The 18,702-nt window shown below is 59.8% G+C and carries 12 protein-coding genes and 1 pseudogene; 3 read left to right on the top strand and 10 right to left on the bottom strand.

Annotated features, from left to right (window positions below):
* Window positions 1-426 precede the first annotated feature (426 nt).
* The 8 genes and pseudogenes from B5E60_RS12085 to B5E60_RS12050 all read right to left on the bottom strand — a co-directional run.
* Complete coding sequence (locus B5E60_RS12085) at window positions 427-1,902, bottom strand: family 16 glycosylhydrolase (protein ID WP_087311977.1); 1,476 nt, start codon at window positions 1,900-1,902, stop codon at window positions 427-429.
* A 38-nt stretch (window positions 1,903-1,940) separates the two neighbouring features.
* Window positions 1,941-2,798 (bottom strand): glycoside hydrolase family 16 protein, encoded by an 858-nt coding sequence (locus B5E60_RS12080; protein WP_143260755.1) that lies wholly within the window; start codon window positions 2,796-2,798, stop codon window positions 1,941-1,943.
* Window positions 2,799-2,876: 78 nt separating this feature from the next.
* A complete protein-coding gene (locus B5E60_RS12075) occupies window positions 2,877-3,884 on the bottom strand; it encodes a fibronectin type III domain-containing protein (RefSeq protein ID WP_143260754.1) in 1,008 nt (335 codons plus the stop codon).
* 64 nt (window positions 3,885-3,948) lie between these two features.
* Window positions 3,949-5,493: a RagB/SusD family nutrient uptake outer membrane protein gene (locus B5E60_RS12070; protein ID WP_087311971.1), complete on the bottom strand. Its 1,545-nt coding sequence runs from the start codon at window positions 5,491-5,493 to the stop codon at window positions 3,949-3,951.
* Between the two features lie 12 nt (window positions 5,494-5,505).
* Window positions 5,506-8,631 (bottom strand): SusC/RagA family TonB-linked outer membrane protein, encoded by a 3,126-nt coding sequence (locus tag B5E60_RS12065; RefSeq protein WP_087311969.1) that lies wholly within the window; start codon window positions 8,629-8,631, stop codon window positions 5,506-5,508.
* Between the two features lie 28 nt (window positions 8,632-8,659).
* Window positions 8,660-10,918 (bottom strand): beta-glucosidase BglX, encoded by a 2,259-nt coding sequence (gene bglX, locus B5E60_RS12060; RefSeq protein ID WP_446698003.1) that lies wholly within the window; start codon window positions 10,916-10,918, stop codon window positions 8,660-8,662.
* 255 nt (window positions 10,919-11,173) lie between these two features.
* A complete protein-coding gene (locus B5E60_RS12055; RefSeq protein WP_143260753.1) occupies window positions 11,174-12,874 on the bottom strand; it encodes a DUF6377 domain-containing protein in 1,701 nt (566 codons plus the stop codon).
* 664 nt (window positions 12,875-13,538) lie between these two features.
* Window positions 13,539-13,772, bottom strand: a pseudogene (locus B5E60_RS12050) (ABC transporter ATP-binding protein); the annotation flags it as partial.
* 1,432 nt (window positions 13,773-15,204) lie between these two features.
* On the opposite strand from B5E60_RS12050, the gene B5E60_RS12045 reads away from it, so the two are divergent.
* The 3 genes from B5E60_RS12045 to B5E60_RS12035 all read left to right on the top strand — a co-directional run bounded on the left by B5E60_RS12045 (window position 15,205) and on the right by B5E60_RS12035 (window position 16,202).
* Complete coding sequence (locus tag B5E60_RS12045) at window positions 15,205-15,537, top strand: DUF3408 domain-containing protein (protein ID WP_087311963.1); 333 nt, start codon at window positions 15,205-15,207, stop codon at window positions 15,535-15,537.
* Window positions 15,528-15,839, top strand: a complete 312-nt coding sequence (locus tag B5E60_RS12040; protein WP_087311961.1) for a helix-turn-helix domain-containing protein — start codon at window positions 15,528-15,530, stop codon at window positions 15,837-15,839. The genes B5E60_RS12045 and B5E60_RS12040 overlap by 10 nt, the downstream gene beginning before the upstream one ends.
* 66 nt (window positions 15,840-15,905) lie before the next feature.
* Window positions 15,906-16,202, top strand: coding sequence for a helix-turn-helix domain-containing protein (locus tag B5E60_RS12035; protein WP_087311959.1), 297 nt, complete (start codon window positions 15,906-15,908; stop codon window positions 16,200-16,202).
* Between the two features lie 319 nt (window positions 16,203-16,521).
* Here the strand turns inward: B5E60_RS12035 and B5E60_RS12030 are convergent, their stop codons facing one another.
* Complete coding sequence (locus B5E60_RS12030) at window positions 16,522-17,736, bottom strand: site-specific integrase (protein WP_087311958.1); 1,215 nt, start codon at window positions 17,734-17,736, stop codon at window positions 16,522-16,524.
* A 33-nt stretch (window positions 17,737-17,769) separates the two neighbouring features.
* On the bottom strand, window positions 17,770-18,702 hold a 933-nt coding region (locus tag B5E60_RS12025), incomplete at its 5' end, for a tyrosine-type recombinase/integrase (RefSeq protein WP_143260752.1).

The raw sequence follows: 18,702 nt of genomic DNA, 5'->3' as shown, positions 1-18,702 counted from the left end.
AACGTCTTCATTAATGCCGGATGTTATTTCCAGGACCACGGGGGGGGGCGATCGGCGACGGAGCTGTCGCAACGCGCGAAGTCAAGCCGAATACCATCGTCGACAGAGTCCCGGCTCGGCTGAGCCACCGGATCGAGACCGCAGAGACCGCATCCAACAAATAGTAACCGGACCTTCAGTCGGGACGTCAAGCCGGATGCCGGCCCGTCGTACAGCTACACCTAGCTAGGAAGTTTGGATGACCCCTCGGAATTGGCCGAGGCGGTGGGCCGGGGCAATGTCCGCGTGTCGTTTGCGCGGTAAAGGCCGTCGGACGCGGCAAGGCGATGTGACCACCCCCGCGGCGCGTTCCGTCGATGCAAAAGGTCCGGAAAGGAGGCCTTCGGGCGGCTCCTTTCCGGACCTTGTCGTCTCTGCCTGCGCCGGCTACTGCTCCTCGGCGTAGAGCCGTACGTAGTCGACATACATGCCGGCCGGACCGTCGTTCAGCGCCGTGATCTGCGCCGCCTCGTACAATCCCGGGAAGTTGCCCCCGACAGCCAGGTTGAAGAGGATGAAGTTGGGCTTGTGGAAGTAGTTGCCCACGTGGAGCGGATCGCTCTCGTAACCCGCCGTGCGGGTGATCGAAATCCGGTAGTAGGGTTTCCGGTTCGGATCGAGGTCCAGATCGTAGTACATGGCGATCTCGTCCTCGGTCCAGATGCAGGTGTAGAGGTGGAAGCCGTCCTGCATGCTGTACGGTGCCGTCGTGTCGAGCGCATAGTCGCCCTTGTTGTTCCAGGCCGTACCCCAGTGGCAGGCGCCGTTGAAGAAGCGGTCCTGGGTCCCCCGGCTGATTCCCGTGGCGTGGCCCATCTCGACGATGTCGGTCTCGCCGCAGGCCGGCCATCCCACCTGGTCGAAGTCGTTGCCCATCAGCCAGAAGGCCGGCCACAGCCCGTTGGCCGTCTGCGGCATCCGGATCCGCGCGTCGAGCCGTCCGTAGGTAAAGCTGTACTTGCCCTTCGAGTTGATGCGTCCCGAGGTGAACTGACGGTTCTGGTAGTTCTCGCGTGTGGCGGTCAGGATCAGACAGTTGGCGCCACTCTCCGGCTCGGGACCCACGCTGACCCCCTTCTCGCAGTAGTATTGCAGCTCGTTGTTGCCGCCGCCCGAACCGTCGACCTCGATGTTCCAGATCGTGCCGTCGAGCGTCGTGCCGTCGAATTCATCCGACCAGACGAGCCGGTAGCCCTCCGGAACCTCGATCTCCGACGAATCTTCGCTGGCCGTGCGCACGCGGATCTCGCTCCACTCCGAGGCCGTGTAGTTGCTCGCCCCGGCTTCGGCCCTCACGCGCAGCGTATGGCTGCTGGCGGGAGTCAGCCCCGTGCAGGTGATGCGGCATTCGGCGGTGCTCTGCGGCTGGCCGTCGTCGAGCGTCCACGTGTAGCGGTCGGCATGGCTTACGGCCGACCACGTGACGGTGAAAGAAGTCGGGGTGAGCGAGGCGGTCTCGACCGTCAGTTCGGGTGCTCCGAGCCGGATGATATCCTCGTTTGAGTAGGTCCGGACGCGGATCTCGTTCCACTCCGAGGCGACGGCTGTATCCGACAGGGCGCGGACACCGGCCGTGTAGGTCGTCGCTTCGTTCAGTCCCGTAAAGGTATACGCGGTGCTGCTCTGCGTCGACAGAGTGGTGCCGTCGAGGTGAATTTCGTAGGCGGAGGCCCCGGTGACTTCGCTCCAGCGGATGCCGAAGCCGTCGATGCCGATCGAATTAGGGATGAGCAGGACGGTCGGTGCGGTCAGCTGTCCGCCCTCTTTGTCCTCTTCGCTGCACGATGCGAAGAGCAGCGGCAGCAGCATTCCGGCTCCCAGGAACCTCTTTGCAAGGGTGTACATGTGTGGTCTGTAGTGCATGGGTGCAATGTCTGTATGCGGATTGTTCGATTCTCGTTTCACTGTGCGCTGCTCCGGGTCCACATGCGCACGTAGTCGACCTTCATGAGCACCGCATCGTCGAAGATCGCATCGTTGACCGCGCCACCCATCGTGCCGCCGATGGCCAGGTTCAGAATGACGTAGAAGTAGTTGTCGAAGGGCCATTCATACTCGTCGGCTCCCTGCGGCTGGAACTTCCAGGTCGAGGGTTCGCCGTTGACGTAGAAGGTGATGCAGCCGTAGTCCTGGTCGGTCTCCTGCTCCCAGAGCAGCCCGTAGGTGTTCCAGTGTCCCTCGGCTTCGGCCAGTGTCGTCGAGCCGTTCCAGTTGCGGCCGTTGTTGCCGTTGGCGTTCATCGTGTGCAGGGCGTGGGTCACCTTGTCCGGGGTCTTGCCGACGTGCTCCATGATGTCGATCTCGCCGCACAGTGGCCACGACGAGGCCCCTGTGCCCATCATCCAGAAGGCCGGCCAGGTGCCCTGACCCGCCGGAAGCCAGATCCGGGCCTCGATGTAGCCGTATTTGATCTGCACCTTCCCCTTCGTGTTGATCCGTGCCGAGGTGTATGCACGGCCTCCCATCGACTCCTTGCGGGCCTCGATCACCAGGCATCCGTCCTCCACGCGCAGATTCTCGCTGCGGTCGGTGTAGTACTGCAGCTCCTGATTGGCCGCCAGCCCGGTCTCGATGTTCCAGTTGAGCGTGTTGAGTGTCGTGCCGTCGAACTCCTCGGCCCAGTATTTCGTGTAGCCCTCGATCGGAGCGTCGGAATCGGAGCCTTCGGGTCCGGAGGCCGGCTCGCGATCGTCGCCGCAGGCCGTCGGCAAGAGCCACAGCATGCCCGCTGCGGCCAGTGTGTAAAGCACTCTTTTCATCTTTCTGTCGGTTTTCGTTTTCGGTATTTGTGGAGCAGCGGGTGCATTCAAACCCGCTGTTCCTGTCTCTCGGCGCGCCTATTTCTTGTAGATGAATACGGCGTCGATCTGCAGCGACTGCGGCATCGTGCCGTCGTCGGACTGCGTGATGGCCATGATGTTCAGACCCACGTTGCCCGATGCATCGGGTGCGAGGCTGGTCAGAACGCTCTCTTGATACTTGAGACCCTTGTCGTAGAAGTACTTGAGCGGTACCTCGATCTCGTGCCACTCGCCGTCGCGGGCAAAGCCGTACTCGCCGTCGACATTCACGATAACCGGGCAGCCGTCGATCACACCGTCATAGAGCTTCACGGCGTAGTTGCCCGTGTTGGTACCCTTCCAGGCCATGTGGAGGTAGTAGTTGTTGACGTCGGCATTGATCTGCGCGAGCTTCTTGATGTTGTCGAGGTTGGTCGAGAAGAAGCCTGCGCCGAACCAGCCGGTAGCGGTGCCGATCTGGATGTTGACCCACGAGTCTACCACGCCGTAGAAGTTGGGGCCTGCGCTGGTGCCGTCCGAGAAGTTGGAGGCCCAGTCATAGAGGAAGCAGTCGGTATCGTTCGGACGGAAGTCGGCTACCACCTTGTCCTTGATCGTCTCGTAGGTGGCCGCATCGAGCGAGATCAGGTAGTAGTTGCTGCCCGACAGCGACGCGTGGGTGTTGCCCCCTTCGCCGCCCTCACCGCCTTCGCCGGTCGTCGTAAAGGTGCAGGTGCCGAAGTCCGAAGCCGAATAGCTCTGCGTGTCGGCCGGAACGGCGCGTACGCCGACCGTGTAGGAGGTGCCGGCCGTCAGCGACGTGAGGCTGACCGAAGGCGAGGTGACCGTCTGTACGGTGGCGCCGTTGAGCTGCACCTCGTACGAGGCGGCATTCGTCACGGCGCTCCACGTAACGGTGGCCGACGTGGCGGTAATCGTGCTCTGGTCGACCGTCGGGGTCGGGGTAGCCAGTTTCGGCGTCGAGGCCGAGTTGTCGTCATCGCTGCCGCAGCCGACGAATGCCATGGCCACCAGGGCCATCAGCAGAAATTTTGCAGATTTCATGGTTGTTTTAGTTTTTAGTGAATGAAACATTAAGAGGTTATGGATTTCTCATTGGAAAACCGAATCAATAGCCCGGATTCTGGACCAGACTCCCCAGCCGTACCTCCTCCGAGGGGATCGGCATCAGTTCGTGCTTGCCCTCGACGAAGGTGCCCATCTGGGCGCGGGCCTCTTCGCTTTCGGAGGCCATGTAGGCCTTCATCGTCTGGCCGACGATGCCCCAGCGGCAGAGGTCGAACCAGCGGTGGCCCTCCATGGCCAGCTCGACACGCCGTTCGTGGCGCAGATTCTCGCGCGTGAGTTCGACGTCGCCCAGCCCGACGCGGCGCCGCACGCGGTTGAGTGCCTCGCGGCCGGCCGCAAGATCCGTATTGCTCTCCAGACACGCCTCGGCATACATCAGCAGCACGTCCGCATAGCGGATCTGCTTGTTGTTGATCGGCGAACGCGTGGCGTGAGACAGCCGGTAGGGAGTGCCGGCATTGTCGGTCATCATGGCATATTTGCGGTTCAGATAGCGGTTGCCCAGGTAGATCTCCTCCGAAGGGGTGACGATCTGGTCGTCCGTGGGGTTGAGGATCGTCACGTCGCGCCGCGGATCGCCCTCCTCGAATTCGTCGTAGAGATCCTGCGTCGGGTGATTGAAGCCCCAGCCCGTGCGCGTCGTCGAGAAGATGATCGTCGACCGCGAGCGGGTCAGCGACGTGGTCATCGTGCCGCGCGTGTAGCCGTAGCCCTCGCCGTAGTCCGAGGTCGGATCCTCCATGTACTGGATCTCGAAGACCGATTCGGGACCGTTCTCGCCGGCCAGCGTGAAGTTGTCCGCATAGTTGGGGCAGAGCGAGTATTCGCCCTCCTTGTCACCCATCTTCAGCAGTTCGGCACCCCACGTGCGGGCGGCATCGTAGTTCTTCATGTAGAGGTTGACCTTCAGCAGCATGGCCAGCGCCGCACCCCGCGTGGCGCGTCCCATATCCTCGTCGGCATATTCGCTCTTCTTCCACAGCCGGCGCTGGGCGTTGTCCAGGTCGGAGAGGATCAGGCTGTAGATCTCCTCGGCCGAGGCCCGCGGCTGACGCCAGTCGTCGGACGAGGTGATCGGGGTCTCGACCCGCGGCACGCCGCCGAACAGACGCACCAGCCGGAAGTAGTAGTAGGCCCGCAGGAAATAGGCTTCGCCGAGGATCCGTTCGCGGGTCGATTCGTCCATCGTCTCGTCGGTCGACATGCCGGGCACGTTCTGCAGCACGAGGTTGCAGCGCCCGATGCCCTGATACTGGGCGCGGTAGAAGTCGAGCAGCAGCGTGTTCGACGAGACGGTCTTGAAGTTCTCGATGTCGTAGACGTCGGCCATGTCGCCGATATTCTGGCCGCCCTTCAGTGCATCGTCCGAGGCGACGTCGCCGATGAACCACTCGCAGAAGTAGGTGTTGTTGAACTCCCAGACCAGCGGTACGTAAGCCGCGTTGACGGTCTGCAGGGCAGTCTCGCCGCTGGTGAAGAAGTCGCCCAGTTCGGTCGTCCCCGGACCCTTGTCGGTCAGCCATTCGGTACACGATGCCAGGCTCAAGCCTGCGAAAAGCGTGATGATATGCAGTATTCGTTTCATCGTTGTCGGTAATTAGAAGTTGATGTTAGTGCCGAAGAGGAAGGTGCGCGACTGGGGGTAGTTGCCGTAGTCGACACCGCCGCCCACCTCGGGGTCGTAACCCGTATAGCCGGTGATGGTGAACAGATTGCTCATCGAGACGTAGAAGCGCCAGCGGTTCATGTGCATGCGGTCGGTCCAGCGTTTGGGCAGCGTGTAGCCCACGGTCAACTCCTTCAGCCGCAGGTAGGAGCCGTCCTCGACGTAGCGGCTCGACGAGAGCGTGTTGCGCGAACTCCCGTAGGGGTTCGGAATCGTACCGTCGGGGTTGCTCCGGGTCCAGACGTTGCGCATCGTAGTGCTCAGCGTGGCCTCGGTGCCCTTGCCCTCGGTGCGCAGCCGCACGGCGTTGTAGATCTCGTTGCCGTAGACCCCCTGGAAGAAGGCCGTCAGGTCGAGACCCCGCCACGTGGCGCTCAGGTTCACTCCGTAGGTGAGCCACGGGAAGGGGTTGCCGATGGCCACCAGATCGTCGTCGTCGATCACGCCGTCGTTGTTCTGATCCCGGTAGCGGGCGTCGCCGGCGTGCTCGGTGATGCCGACGGGGTTGACGCCGAACTGATGGTCGATGGCCTCCTGGTCGGTCTGGTAAATGCCCTCGTACTCGTAGCCCCAGAAAGAGTAGAGCGGAAGCCCCTCGTCGCAGATCGTGTAGTCGCCGTAGACGCGTTCACCGCCGTTGAGTGCCGTCAGCCGGTTGCGGATGAAGGAGACGTTGCCGTTGACGGCGTATTCGACCTCGCCGATGCGGTTGGTGTGGCCGAGGGTGATCTCGATACCCTGGTTGCGCACCGTGCCGACGTTGGCCGTCGGGGCGTGGAGGTTGCCCACGTGGGCCGGAGCCGTCACGCTGAGTAGCATGTCCTTCGTGTCGCGCAGGAAGAGGTCGACCGTTCCCGAGAACTTGTTGTTCCACAGTCCGAAGTCAACGCCCAGGTCCCATTGCTCGGTGGTCTCCCATTTGCCGCCCGTGTTGACGTAGGAGAGGATCGTGGCGCCCGGGGCGATCTCGGGCGAGGTGCCGAAGGGATAGCCCACGAAGGTCGGACCCGAGTTGAAGATCGTCTGCAGGAAGGCATTGTCGCCGATCTTGTCGTTGCCGATCTGGCCCCAGCCCAAACGCAGCTTGAGGTTGTTCAGCACGCTGCTCTCCCGGAGCCACGACTCCTCGTTGATGCGCCAGGCAATGGCCGTCGAGGGGAAGTAGCCCCAGAGGTTCTCGGGGAATTTCGACGAGGCGTCGGCGCGGAAGTTCACCGTGATCAGATAGCGGTTGTCGTAGCTGTAGTGCAGACGTCCGAGCAGCGAGAACATGCGGGTCCGCGTGGCCGAATCGCCCGCCTCGGTCCGATCCTCCGTGGCCTGGTTCAGATACCAGTTGTTGCTCGTCGGATTGGAGATCGACGACCCCGAACCGCCGATGTAGTAGTAGTTGTACTCCTCGGTGGTCTGGCCGACCATGGCCGTGAGGCTGTGTTTGTTCCAGTCGTGGGTGTAGGTGAGCGTATTTTCGTAGCGCATGGTCTGGCCGCGCGACATGCTGCGCTGGATGAAGTTCTTCTCGTTGCGGTCGTAGGTCGAGTAGTCGTACTTGTCCTTGAAGGTGCGGCTCATCGTGTTGAGCAGGTCCATGCTTACCTCGGAGTGGAGCCGCAGCCCCTTGAGGGGTTCGATGTCGAGGTAGATGTTGCCCACCCAGCGCTCGTTCTTGTCGAGGGGATGGGTGTGCTCGACCATCGAGAGGGGGTTGGTCACGTTCTTGAAGTTGGACGATGCCGCGATGCGGCCGCTCAGATCCTCGCCCTGGTTGTTGATGCTGCCGGCGGGGTAGCGGACCGGATCCCACGGAGCCATGGCCAGGGCGGCCGAGAGGATCGAGGCGCCGGGGCTCGAGTTGTTGTTCATGGCGTTGCGGCCCTGGGAGTTCGAGAAGGAGATGTTCTCGCCCACGGTGAGCCACTTGGCCAGCTTGTAGGAGGTGTTCGCACGCAGGGTCAACCGCTCGAAGTCCGAGCCGATGATCGTACCCTCCTGTGAGAAGTAGCTGGCGCTCAGGGCGTAGGTCGTCTTGTCGCTGCCGCCCGACGCACTGACGTGATAGTTCTGGATGACGGCGTTGCGGCGGAAGACCTCGTCCTGCCAGTCAGTGTCGATCGAGCTGTAATCCAGTCCGTTGGGATTCTGCGCCGACTTGATGACGGGGTAGTAGCTCGAGTTGCCCAGCCGGTAGGCCGACAGCCAGGCGTTGAATCCGTTCTGGTTGAAGTAGTTGATCTGAGACTGGGTTCCCTCCAGGTCGATGATTGTGCGGGCGAATTCGTCGCGGCCCATCAGATCGAGCTTGTTCCAGCGGTTCTGGATGCCGACGTAGGCATTGAAGTCGATGTTGATCTTCTGTCCGGCCTTGCCGCTCTTGGTGGTGACGATGATCACGCCGTTGGCGCCCCGCGAACCGTAGATGGCCGTGGCCGAGGCATCCTTCAGAATCTCGGTCGAGGCGATGTCCTGCGGATTGACGAAGGTGATGTCGTCGGTGATTACGCCGTCGACCACGTAGATCGGGGCGCTGTTGTTGACCGTGCCGATACCGCGGATGCGTACCTCGGCGGCCGTTCCGGGCTGTCCCGACGAAGCGTTGACCGTCACGCCGGCGGCCCGGCCCTGCAGTGCCTGGTCGAGACCGGCGGCCGGGGTCTTCTGCAGCTGCTCGGGGGTGATCGACGCCACGGAGCCTGTTACGTCGCTCTTGCGCATGACGCCGTAACCGATGGCCACGACCTCTTCGAGCTGCAGGCTGCTCGGTTCGAGACGGATGTCGAGCGAGGTCTGACCGGCGGCCAGCGGGATGACCCGGGTCTGGTAGCCGATGTAGCTGAACGAGAGTTTGACGGGGGCTTTCTGGCTGCCGGGGATGGAGAGCGTCCAGCTGCCGTCGATGTTGGTCGAGGTTCCGTGGGTCGTTCCCTCGATTAGAACGGTGACGCCGACCATCGGTTGTCCGTCTTCCGAGGAGGTAACGGTTCCCTTGACCTGCTGCGTTTGGGCCTTCAGCGAGGTGGCGGCCAGCAGCAGGCAGATCAGTAATCTGAACTTGTTCATAGGTTTGGAGGTTGATTTGTTCGGGTGTTTATTGGATGGTGAACAAGGTGGATGTTCCGGACTGGCTGTCACCGGCGATCCAGAGATCGAATTCGCCGGGTTCGACTTTCCGCTGCATGTCGAGGCCCCAGAAGGCGAGCCTGTCGGCCGGCAGTTCGAACTCCACGATACGGCTTTCGCCGGGCCGGAGCGTTACGCGCCGGAAATCCTTCAGCTCGCGGACCGGACGTACGGTCGACCCTACGCGGTCGCGGATGTAGAGCTGGACCACCTCCGTGGCGGCCCGCTTGCCGTTGTTGGTCAGACGGCACGAGGCGTGAATCGTCTCGTCGGCCGTGTAGAAGCTCTTGTCCAGCTGCGGCGTGTCGTAGGCAAAGGTCGTGTAGGAGAGTCCGTATCCGAACGGGAAGAGCGGCCCGAATCCGGCATCGAGGTGGTAGGAGGTGCAGCCCAGCGAGGTCTGACCCGCTCCGACCGGTGTCTGGTCGATCAGCAGTTCATTGCCTGTGGCGGGGCGGCCCGTCATGTGGTGGGCGTAGTAGACAGGGATCTGACCCGTGGTCACGGGGAAGGTAACGGGCAGTTTGCCGCTCGGTACGGCCCGACCGAAGATCAGGTCGATGAGTGCCGGGCCTCCCATCGTGCCCGGGTGGAAGGCGTATAGCAGGGCGTCGGTGTTGGCCAGATCGCGGGCGATGGTGAGCGGGCGTCCGGCCATGATCACCGTGACGACCGGCTTCCCGCTGCGGCGGGCGGCGGCCATCAGTTCGCTCTGCGACCCCTTTAGGTCGAGGTCGGCCAGGCAGTGGGCTTCGCCCGAGAGAATGGCCTCCTCGCCGATGAAGAGCAGGATGGCGTCGTATCGGGAGGCTTCGGTCGTGAAGGCGGCGAGCTGTGCCGGCGAGAGTCTCTGGCGGCTGTAGTCGGCCACGGCGTCGAAGCCGATACGCAGCCGGTCACCGTATTGGGCGCGGATGGCGGCCAGCGGTGTCACAGTGTGCGATGGCTCGCCGTCGAAGGTCCACGTGCCGAGCTGTTCGGCCGGAGCATCGGCCAACGGTCCGGCTACCAGCACGCTGCGCAGCTTCGAGGCGTCGAGCGGCAGCAGATCACCCTCGTTGCGGAGCAGTACGGCCGACTCCTCGGCACAGCGGCGTGCGGCGGCAAGGTTCTCCTCGGTGTAGGTGACCCGAGCGATGCGGGCCGTGTCGATGTAGGGGTTGTCGAAGAGTCCGAGGCGGAACTTCACGCGCAGAATGTTGCGCACGGCGTCGTCCAGCTGCTTCTCGTCGACCTCGCCTGCCTCGATCAGCTCCTTGAGGTGCTGCGCGTAGACGTGTGACATCATGTCCATGTCGACCCCCGCAGCGATGGCTTTCCGTGCGGCATCGCGCGTGTCGGCGGCAAAACCGTGGGTGACCATCTCGCCGGCCGAGTTCCAGTCGGTCACCACCATGCCGTCGTATCCCCACTCGTTGCGCAGCAGGTCGGTGAGCAGCCACTTGTTGCCCGTCGAGGGGATGCCGTCGTTGTCGTTGAACGAGGTCATCACCGTCATGGCTCCGCTCTGCAGGGCCGAGCGGAAGGGCGGCAGGTAGATGTTGCGCAGCTGGCGTTCGGTGAGCGACGTCGAGTTGTAGTCGCGGCCGCCCTCGCTGGCCCCGTAGCCGACGAAGTGTTTGGCACAGGCGGCCACCGACGTCGGGTCATCGGCCCCTCCACCCTGATAGCCGCGCACCATGGCAGCACCCATCGCCTCGGTCAGGCAGGGATCCTCGCCCGACGATTCGGCGATACGCCCCCAGCGTGGGTCGCGCGAGATGTCGAGCATCGGCGAGAAGGTCCAGCGCACTCCGGCCGCCGAGGCCTCGACGGCGGCGATACGTGCCCCCTGTTCGATCAGTTCGGGGTCGAATGTGGCGGCCTGTCCGAGCGGAATGGGGAAGACGGTGCGGTAGCCGTGGATGACGTCGCGGGCGATCAGCAGCGGAATGCCCAGGCGGCTCTGCTCGACGGCGGCGCGCTGCAGCGTGTTGACGTCGGCCGGATCGATCACGTTGAGCAGCGAACCGATCTCGCCGCGGCTGATCGCGGCGCAGAGTTCTTCTGTCGTGCCGTAGAGGGTGAGTTGATTGGTTTGGCCGATTTTTTCCTCGATCGTCATGCGGGAGAGCAGTTCGTCGATGCGATTTTCGATTTGTCGGTCGGTCGCGTCGGAGGATGCCGAATCGGTTTGGCAGGCCATCATGAACAGGACGCTGCCCATAATAAGTAGGCGTTGAATCATCGTTTGAGGCTGGTTTTTTCGCTACTATAAAATTATCGGAAAAGCTCGCCTTGAACAATCGAGTACAGCGAATAAGTGGATGCACGGAGACCGGAGGTAGATATCAACCGATTGATTTGCAGCAGATCTTCTCAGACATACTTGTATCCAAAAAGTGGATCGTTGTGGGGCAGTTCCCAATGGAAAAGCCCCGATTCCGGCCTCAGAGGCGCGAATCGGGGCAAGGTCTGACGGCCGGTAAATCCGGGAGCATCACTACTTGTCCGACGGTTGTTGCGAACGGTTGTGTTTTTCGCCCGAGAATGAGCCGATCTTTTTGACGCACTCCTCGAATTCGGCTCTCGACACGCAGGCGTTTCCCTTCACCTTGGCCCGGTAATTATAGATCGTGTTGACCGAATAGCGCAGCAGGGCCGCTATCTTTGACGAGTCGGTGATTCCGAGCCGTATCAGTGCGAAGATCCGCAATTCGGTGTTGAGTGCACCGTTGCGGGGCTCGATGCGGGCTTCGGGTTGCAGCAGCGAGTTGAACTCCTCGACAAAGTTGGGATAGAGGCGCAGGAAAACCTCGTCGAAGGTGTTGTAAAACTCCTCGACGAGCTGGTCGATCTCCCTGGGCGAATTGATGTCGCGCAGCAGCTCCTTGGCCGACCCCGAGGTCAGCCGTTTGCGGATCTGGTTGCGGTACTCCTTGAAGCGGTCGATGTTGTTCGAGCAGATGCTCAGGAATACGCCGATGTACTCCTCCTTGACGGCATTCGATTCGCGCAGTTCGTTGTTCAGGGTCGTTTTGCTTTCGTACAGTTCGGAGAGTTCGCGGATGTATTCGTTCATACGCAGGTTGCTTGCCTGGAGTTCGCGCCGAAGCTCCTCGGAGCGGCGTTTTCGGCGGATCTCCACAACGGCGATGAAGCAGGCGAATAGGAAGAGTACCAGTGCGGCAATGCCGAGACCCGTGCTGAGTCGGATCTGGCGGATCTTCTGGGCGAGATACGAGGCTTCGATGCGGGGCAGGACGGTGGCTATCTGCCAGGGGCGCAGCCGGGCGTTGTAGAATTGAGCGTCGGCCATCGAGACCCGCAGATAGAGGAAGGCGCGTTCGACATCGTTCTGCGAAGAGAAGAGAATTTGGGAGAGCAGACACAAGGAGGCGTTGTCGCGTGTGGCCGACTGCAGGTCGGCCGAGGCGGAGCGGGCCAGCCAGCAGATCTGTTCGTCGGCGTGCTGGAGGAATCCTTCGATCAGCGCCTTCGTGTAGGCATATTCGGCAAAGGTGTGCGACGACGGGGACTTGTCTGCCAGGAGTCGGTCGACGACCTTGCCGGCCTCGGCATACCGCTGCTCCTTCATGAGTTTTTCGATCAGATATTTCTGGAAGGTCTCCGATTCGGGCGGATAGGAGTCGAGGACGCGAGCCAGATAGTAGTCTCTGGAGGCGGAGGCCTCAAGGACCATCTCGGGGTTGGTGAAGTATTCGACGGCGGCGTTGCAGAAGCGCAGCCGCGTGATGTAATAGTCGCCCAGGACGGAGCCGGCAAGTTCTGCGGTGTCGATCTGACGGTCGAGCAGATTGGCGGCTTCGAGGTAGTATCCGGCCGTGGTGTAGAGGTTGGCGATTTTGAGACGGGTTTCGTTGATGCGTGTCGGATCGTTGATGCGAGTTGCCAGTTCGAGATTATCCCGCAGCCAGTAGAGGGTCGAGTCGAACTGATAGGTGAAATAGGTGTCTGCCAGCAGCGACTGCAGGTTGTACATCTGGTCGAGGTTGTCCGTTTTGCTGTCGATCAGATGCTCGAGTTGCTGAATTCTGCCCAATTTCAGATCGATGAAACTCTTCTGCCGATCGATGATTTGATCCAGTTCGAGCAATTCGGCGCGGACCTTTTCGGGTTGAAGAGCCCATATTTGAAGCGGAAAAGCCAGTCCGGAGGCGAGGAACAAAAGGAGCGTTCGCATAGAGGCGGGTTTTAGAGTCCGATTAGAGGCAATTATACAACAAAAGTATCAAATTAAACCGAAAGATAAAATAGTTGGACCGATTTGTTAGGACCTGTTCATAAAATAGAACAGAAGCATATAGGTCGGCGGACATGTAATTTTTAGGGCTACCTTTAAGGAGGCAAGTGCTTTTGTAATTTCCCAGGTTACCCCGTTGGATCGCAGGATCGGGTAGTTATATGTTATGCGTCTGTCATGTGCCATGAGCCCGAAACGGCTGTCGGAAGAGATCGCACGACGGAGTCCGGGCATCTTGTTGAGTTCGCGGCGGAGAAGCACCCCAAATGAATCTGGCCGCTCCGCAAAGCGGCCAGATATTTGGCGAGGATTGCCTCCGTTTTATATGAAGTCACAGTCTATTCCATACGGTGATTACTCTTTAATCATTACGGATCTACGTCTGCATTCCGACTGTTAATCTTTTGATGCGTACGATGGGTTTTAGGCATAAATAAGAAGGACAGCACCAGTACTAATGCTGCCCTTTTTGACGTGTCGTAGGAGTTTCATTTCATCACACCAGCATTGATGCCTGAATTTCGAAGGATTTGACGGCGGCTTTTATTTGTCAATCGCAGATTGTCAATTTATAAGATTATTGTAGCTTGCTTTCTGTTGACGCTTACATGCGGTTAGTGAGGTCCTTGACCATCTCGCCGTCGAAGAGGTGCAGCACGCGGTGGGCAAAGGTCAAGTCGTACTATGATTGGGTCACCATGATCACGGTCGTCCCCTCGCGATTCAATTCCGTGAGGAGATCCATCACCTCGCGGCCGTTCTTCGAGTCGAGATTACCGATGGGCTCGTCGGCGAGGATCAGCTTCGGGTTCGACATTACGGCGTGGGCGTGGGCGATGGCCACACGCTACTGCTGAAATTCTCGGGCGTCGACCAACCTCATTTAAGCTCTCTTTCTGGGCAAGAACTGAGGTAATTTGGGAAGTTTTCAAGGTTGTTAATGTCTCTGCAATTACTCCCCAAATAAGCCCGATAAATGGAGTGCAATCCTCTTTTCCTCCGATGATGGCAATTGTTTGGTAATATTTACGTGTCCCCGTAACGGGTTTACCAGCGCATCTTTTGCATAAAAGAATGGGCGTTAATTCCCGTCAAAACATGACAATAATTGACTGAATTTCATGGAATCGAGCGTAGTAGGAAGCGTAATTCCATCGTTTTACGTTGCTTTCGTGTAAGAAGAGAGGGGCGTGTCAAGGCCTCGATTTGTGATGGAACAAGCCATTGAATGTTCGCCATATCTCGCGATTACAATCAGAAAACTGGCGTGTTTTTTCATCCGAGAATCGGTCCCCATTTGTCGGAGCAGCCTTTGAAAGTCTGCTCCTTTTTTTGCCCGTAGGACGTAATTATGCCTTCCAAGGTCCCCATTTTTGAACGAAGGGTGCCGGAAACCCTTCGGCGGTTAAAATCCGGTCTCGGCGCACGGGGTGCCCGGTAAAAAGCGACGACTTCGGAGGAGCCCCCCCCTTGCGGGCAAGCTGTTTTCTGTTACGAAATCTATTTCGCGTAACTGAAAACACAGCTTGCCGGGGGCAAAACATATAATGTTTCTGACCCCCCCCCAAAAACGGGTCGAATATCACGTCCCGTTCCCACTTGTTCGCCGGCCAATCTGAAGAGGCGAACCATCCGTTCCCGAAGCCGACATCGGGAACAAAATTGCCTTGAAATGGGATGAATAAATCTTGAGCTCAAACCATCATGAGATAGTGATGCCAGGAAATCAATACGGATTGAAGTCTTGGCGTCTTGATCTCCAGACGTCAAGAACCCCTGATGTCCCGAAATCATGAACTCTTGGACTCGTGAGCTACAGAGGTCAAGAACTCCAGATCTCAAGAGTTCTTGATGCCAGGACTTCAAGAAGTTTTGAAATCTGGAACTCAGTTCCTGTTGAGGTCTTGGACTCATGGCTTCTTGATTTCCTGAAGCCATGTTCTCTTGGCCTCAAGAGCCCTTGATGTCTTGTTTCCCTGAGTTCATGATACCATGATCTCTCGATCTCCTGTTTTATTGATCTGTTGATGTCAGTAGGCCCCTTTATGTTGGGAAGCAAAAACATTAGGACGTTCTAATGTCCTCCTTATCGAGGTTACTATGGCGTATGGTTCTACGCCTCGAAAATCAATTGAAATACTCTGTTTGGGCTTGCTACCGACGCCAACCTGTGCCACACCGACGCCAACCACTGCCATAGAGCGCAGATGGTGGAGAAAACGCCTCCGTTGCCCCTATATTCGCTCTCGAAACCTTAAAAGCCAATTATTATGCAAGAACATGAACCTCGGGGTGACAACCAAACGGTGTCCCTCGACTCCGGGACTTTATCGAGAAAAGTCTCCAACTACGAGCGTCTCTTCCTGCTGCCGGTCAAGACCGCGGCTCTCCACGGCAAGGCCATTTATGTTCGTCCGGAGTTTCACCAACGGATCCAGCGAATCGTGCGACTCCTCGACAACGGCAAAATCTCGATGTACAGCTATCTGGACCGCGTGCTGGAACACCACTTCGCAACCTTCGACGAGGAAATCACGGCCTGGTGCCGCAATCGGCTCCAGTCGCTTTCCCGGGATCTTAAAACGACACTGCCATGGGAATAGTCAATGTGGAATCCCGAACCTTCGAGCGGATACTTGCGCGGTTCGAGGAGTTCGCCCGACGGATGGACGCGCTCTGCCATGCGCACCGTATCGGCGCACCGGAGCCATGGCTGGACAACCAGCAGGTCTGCCAACTGCTGAATATCTCCAAACGGACGTTGCAGACCCTTCGCGGCAACGGGTCGCTCTCCTATACGCAGATCAACCACAAGATCTACTACCGAACCGAAGATGTGCGGTCGTTCCTTGTGGTGCTGGAGGCACGGCGCAAGCACGAACAGAGGCGCAGAAACGGAGTATAAACAGTGGAATCCGATCGTGATACTCGTGGTGGTGTCGGGCCGGATCTCGCATCAAACAGACGAAAAATGGGCAATGAATTGATTACGGAGCATGACGAGCGGATCCGCTCGTACTTCCAGGCGCTGGAGCGTCTTTCCAAGGCGTTGGAGACGTTGTTTTCGAAGCGCAAGTCTTCGTTGGACGGCGAGAGCTTCTATACGGACGAGGAGCTTTCGCAGCGGCTGAAGATCAGCCGCCGGAGTTTGCAGGATTATCGCAACCAGGGACGGATTTCCTACATCAAGTTGGGCGGCAAGATTCTCTACCGCTCCTCGGATGTCGAGCGGATGTTGGAGGAGGGGTATCGCAACGAGTTTCGGTAGACAAGGGGAAGAACGAGGCTGCAAGACCGCACAGACAGAAGGCAGAAAGGGAACATGGGTAACCGAGCCATCACGGGGTGTCGCCGTTCATAGTATTTCTCCTTTTCATCGGTAGCATCTTCCCAAACGGGCCGGAGCGAATACGACAACCTTTTTCCCGGGGGCTCCATCTGCGGAGACCTCTTCCGGGGAAAAACCTCGGGGCATGAGGTTGGCATTTCGCTCCGGCCCATTACCTTGCTGCCGGATGAAAAGGAGCCGGGACAAAAACAACGGCCGGTCTCGGGATCTCCGGGAGCCGGCCGTCATCGGGAAGTAGCTACATGTTGGACTGGGATTCGTCCTGCCGCCGTGCGCGGCGGCGGATCAGACGGTCCATATCCTCGGAGATCTTCAGCTCGGTGATCTGTGCGTAGCCCTGAGTGGTGGAGATGTTCGCATGGCCCATCATCTTGGCGATGCTCTCGATGGAAAGCCCTGCGGAGATGGCCAGCGTGCCGAAGCTGTGGCGGCTCTGGTGGTATGAGAGGTTCTCCCGGATGCCGACGATGATGCCCAGCTGGTGGATGTCGTGCCAGATTCCGTCGCGCGGTCCCAGCGGGAAGACCGGCTGCGTGTCGTCCGTCCGGTTGTAGAGCGCGAGGATCTGCTCGGCGATGGGATGCAGCGGGATGAAGGCCTCGATGCGGGTCTTGACCCGTTGCTTGCGGATGTAGCTCCGACCCTCGGAGGTCTGTCCGATGTGGCGCGGGTAGAGCGACTGCATGTCCGCATAGGCAAGTCCCGTCAGGCAGGAGAAGAGAAACATCCGGCGGATCCGCTCCAGCCGCGGATCCGCCTGCGGGTGTGTCAGCAGGCGCTGCAGATCCTCGCGGCTGATGGCCCGATGGCGCGGCGGGACTTTCTTCTCGTACGGGAGATCCTCCAGCGGGTTGCATCGCAGGATCTCCCGATCGACGGCGATATAGGCCAGACGGTTGAGCCAGGTCAGGCTGCGATTGATGTAGGAGGGACTGCGATGCTGCGAGCTCTTCAGGTAGAGTTTGAAGGCCTGCCCGAATGCCTCGGTCAGATCCCGCAGCGGGAGATCCTCCTCGCCGCGGCTTTGCAGGAAGCGCCGCAGGTTGCCTTGCATGAGACGCGACTCCCGCCACGTGGAGGTCGAGCCGATCCGTTCGGCACGGCGCTCCAGCCGCTCGAGTTCCGCCTCGCCCGTTGCCAGCAGGGTCGTCGGAACCGGATGGCGCCCGACAAGCCGCTCCTTCAGCATTGCGGCGCTCACCACGCCCTGCTCCTCCAGCATCTGTTCGTAGGTGCGGACAACCCGCTGGCGGAAGGCTTCCAGATGGTTGTTCTCCCGGGGCGAAAGGATCTCCCCGCGGCGGGCATTCCACATCTCGGGCCGGCAATAGATGCCCGTTGTCAGCACGGCACGCTTGCCGTCGATACTCAACCGGCACCAGACGGCCGTCGTGCCGTCCGCCCGGACCTTCTGGCGATCGATATAACAGAAGACTCGAAAGGTACTTCGCATGGTAGAAAGGATTTGAACGATGAATAGACGGGTTTACAGGATGAGTTTCAGGTCGCTCGTGGCGGCGATCAGCCGGTCCATATCCTCGAAGAGTTTCCGGGGCGTGACGCGTGCATAGATCTGTGTGGTCTGGATGTTGCTGTGGCCCAGCATCCGGCTGATGGTCTCGATCGGAACCCCTTCGTCGAGGGTGATCAGACTGGCGAAGCTGTGCCGCCCGGCATGGTAGGTCAGCGCCTCCGGGATGCCTGTCAGCCCCCGAAGCCCCTTCATGTTGGCCTTCACCACCTCGGCCGACTGGTGCGGGAAGAGTGTCTCCCGCTCCGCATCGCGGTATTTGTCGAGCAGGACCAATGCCTCGGGAAGCAGTTTTACCCGGGCTTGGTAGTCGGTCTTCTTCCGCCGGTACTTGAGCCATAGGGCGCCCGATTCATCCGTGTAGAGGTTCTCCCCGGTCAGGCGCGAGACGTCCGCATAGGAAGTGCCCGTATAGCAGGCGAAGAGGAAGAGGTCGCGACTCAGCGAGAGCGACCCTCGCTGTGCGGGAATATCCAGATCGCGGATCTTCTCGAAACTGGCGCGGCTCAATGCCTTGGGCGTCGTCTCCACCTGTCGGGGCAGCTTGTAGTAGGCGAAATGCAGCTTCTCGGAGTGTCCCTCCTTGAAGGCCAGGCGGCAGATCTTCTTCACCACGGCCAGGTAGTGGCGCACCGTCTGCAGGGCGTAGCCCTGCTCGGTCTGCGTGAAATCCTGATACTCGCGGATGAACTGTTCGTTCAGTTGTCCGAAGGCAAGGTCCGGGAGTCCGAACCTTCGGCGGATAAATGCCTCCAGCGAGCGTCGCGTGTAGACGTAGGTGCTCAGCGTGGTTCGGGCGCAGTCGATACCCACCCGGCTGCGGAGTCCTTCGATGTAGCGGTCCAGCAGGCGGAGAAGGGTCATGCGGGTCTCCAGACTGCCCTGATA

It is taken from the genome of Alistipes sp. An116 (genome assembly GCF_002161005.1).
Classification (GTDB): Bacteria; Bacteroidota; Bacteroidia; order Bacteroidales; family Rikenellaceae; genus Alistipes; species Alistipes megaguti.
The sequence above is the reverse complement of the archived record's forward strand: the minus strand, read 5'-3'. Positions and strand labels throughout refer to the sequence as shown.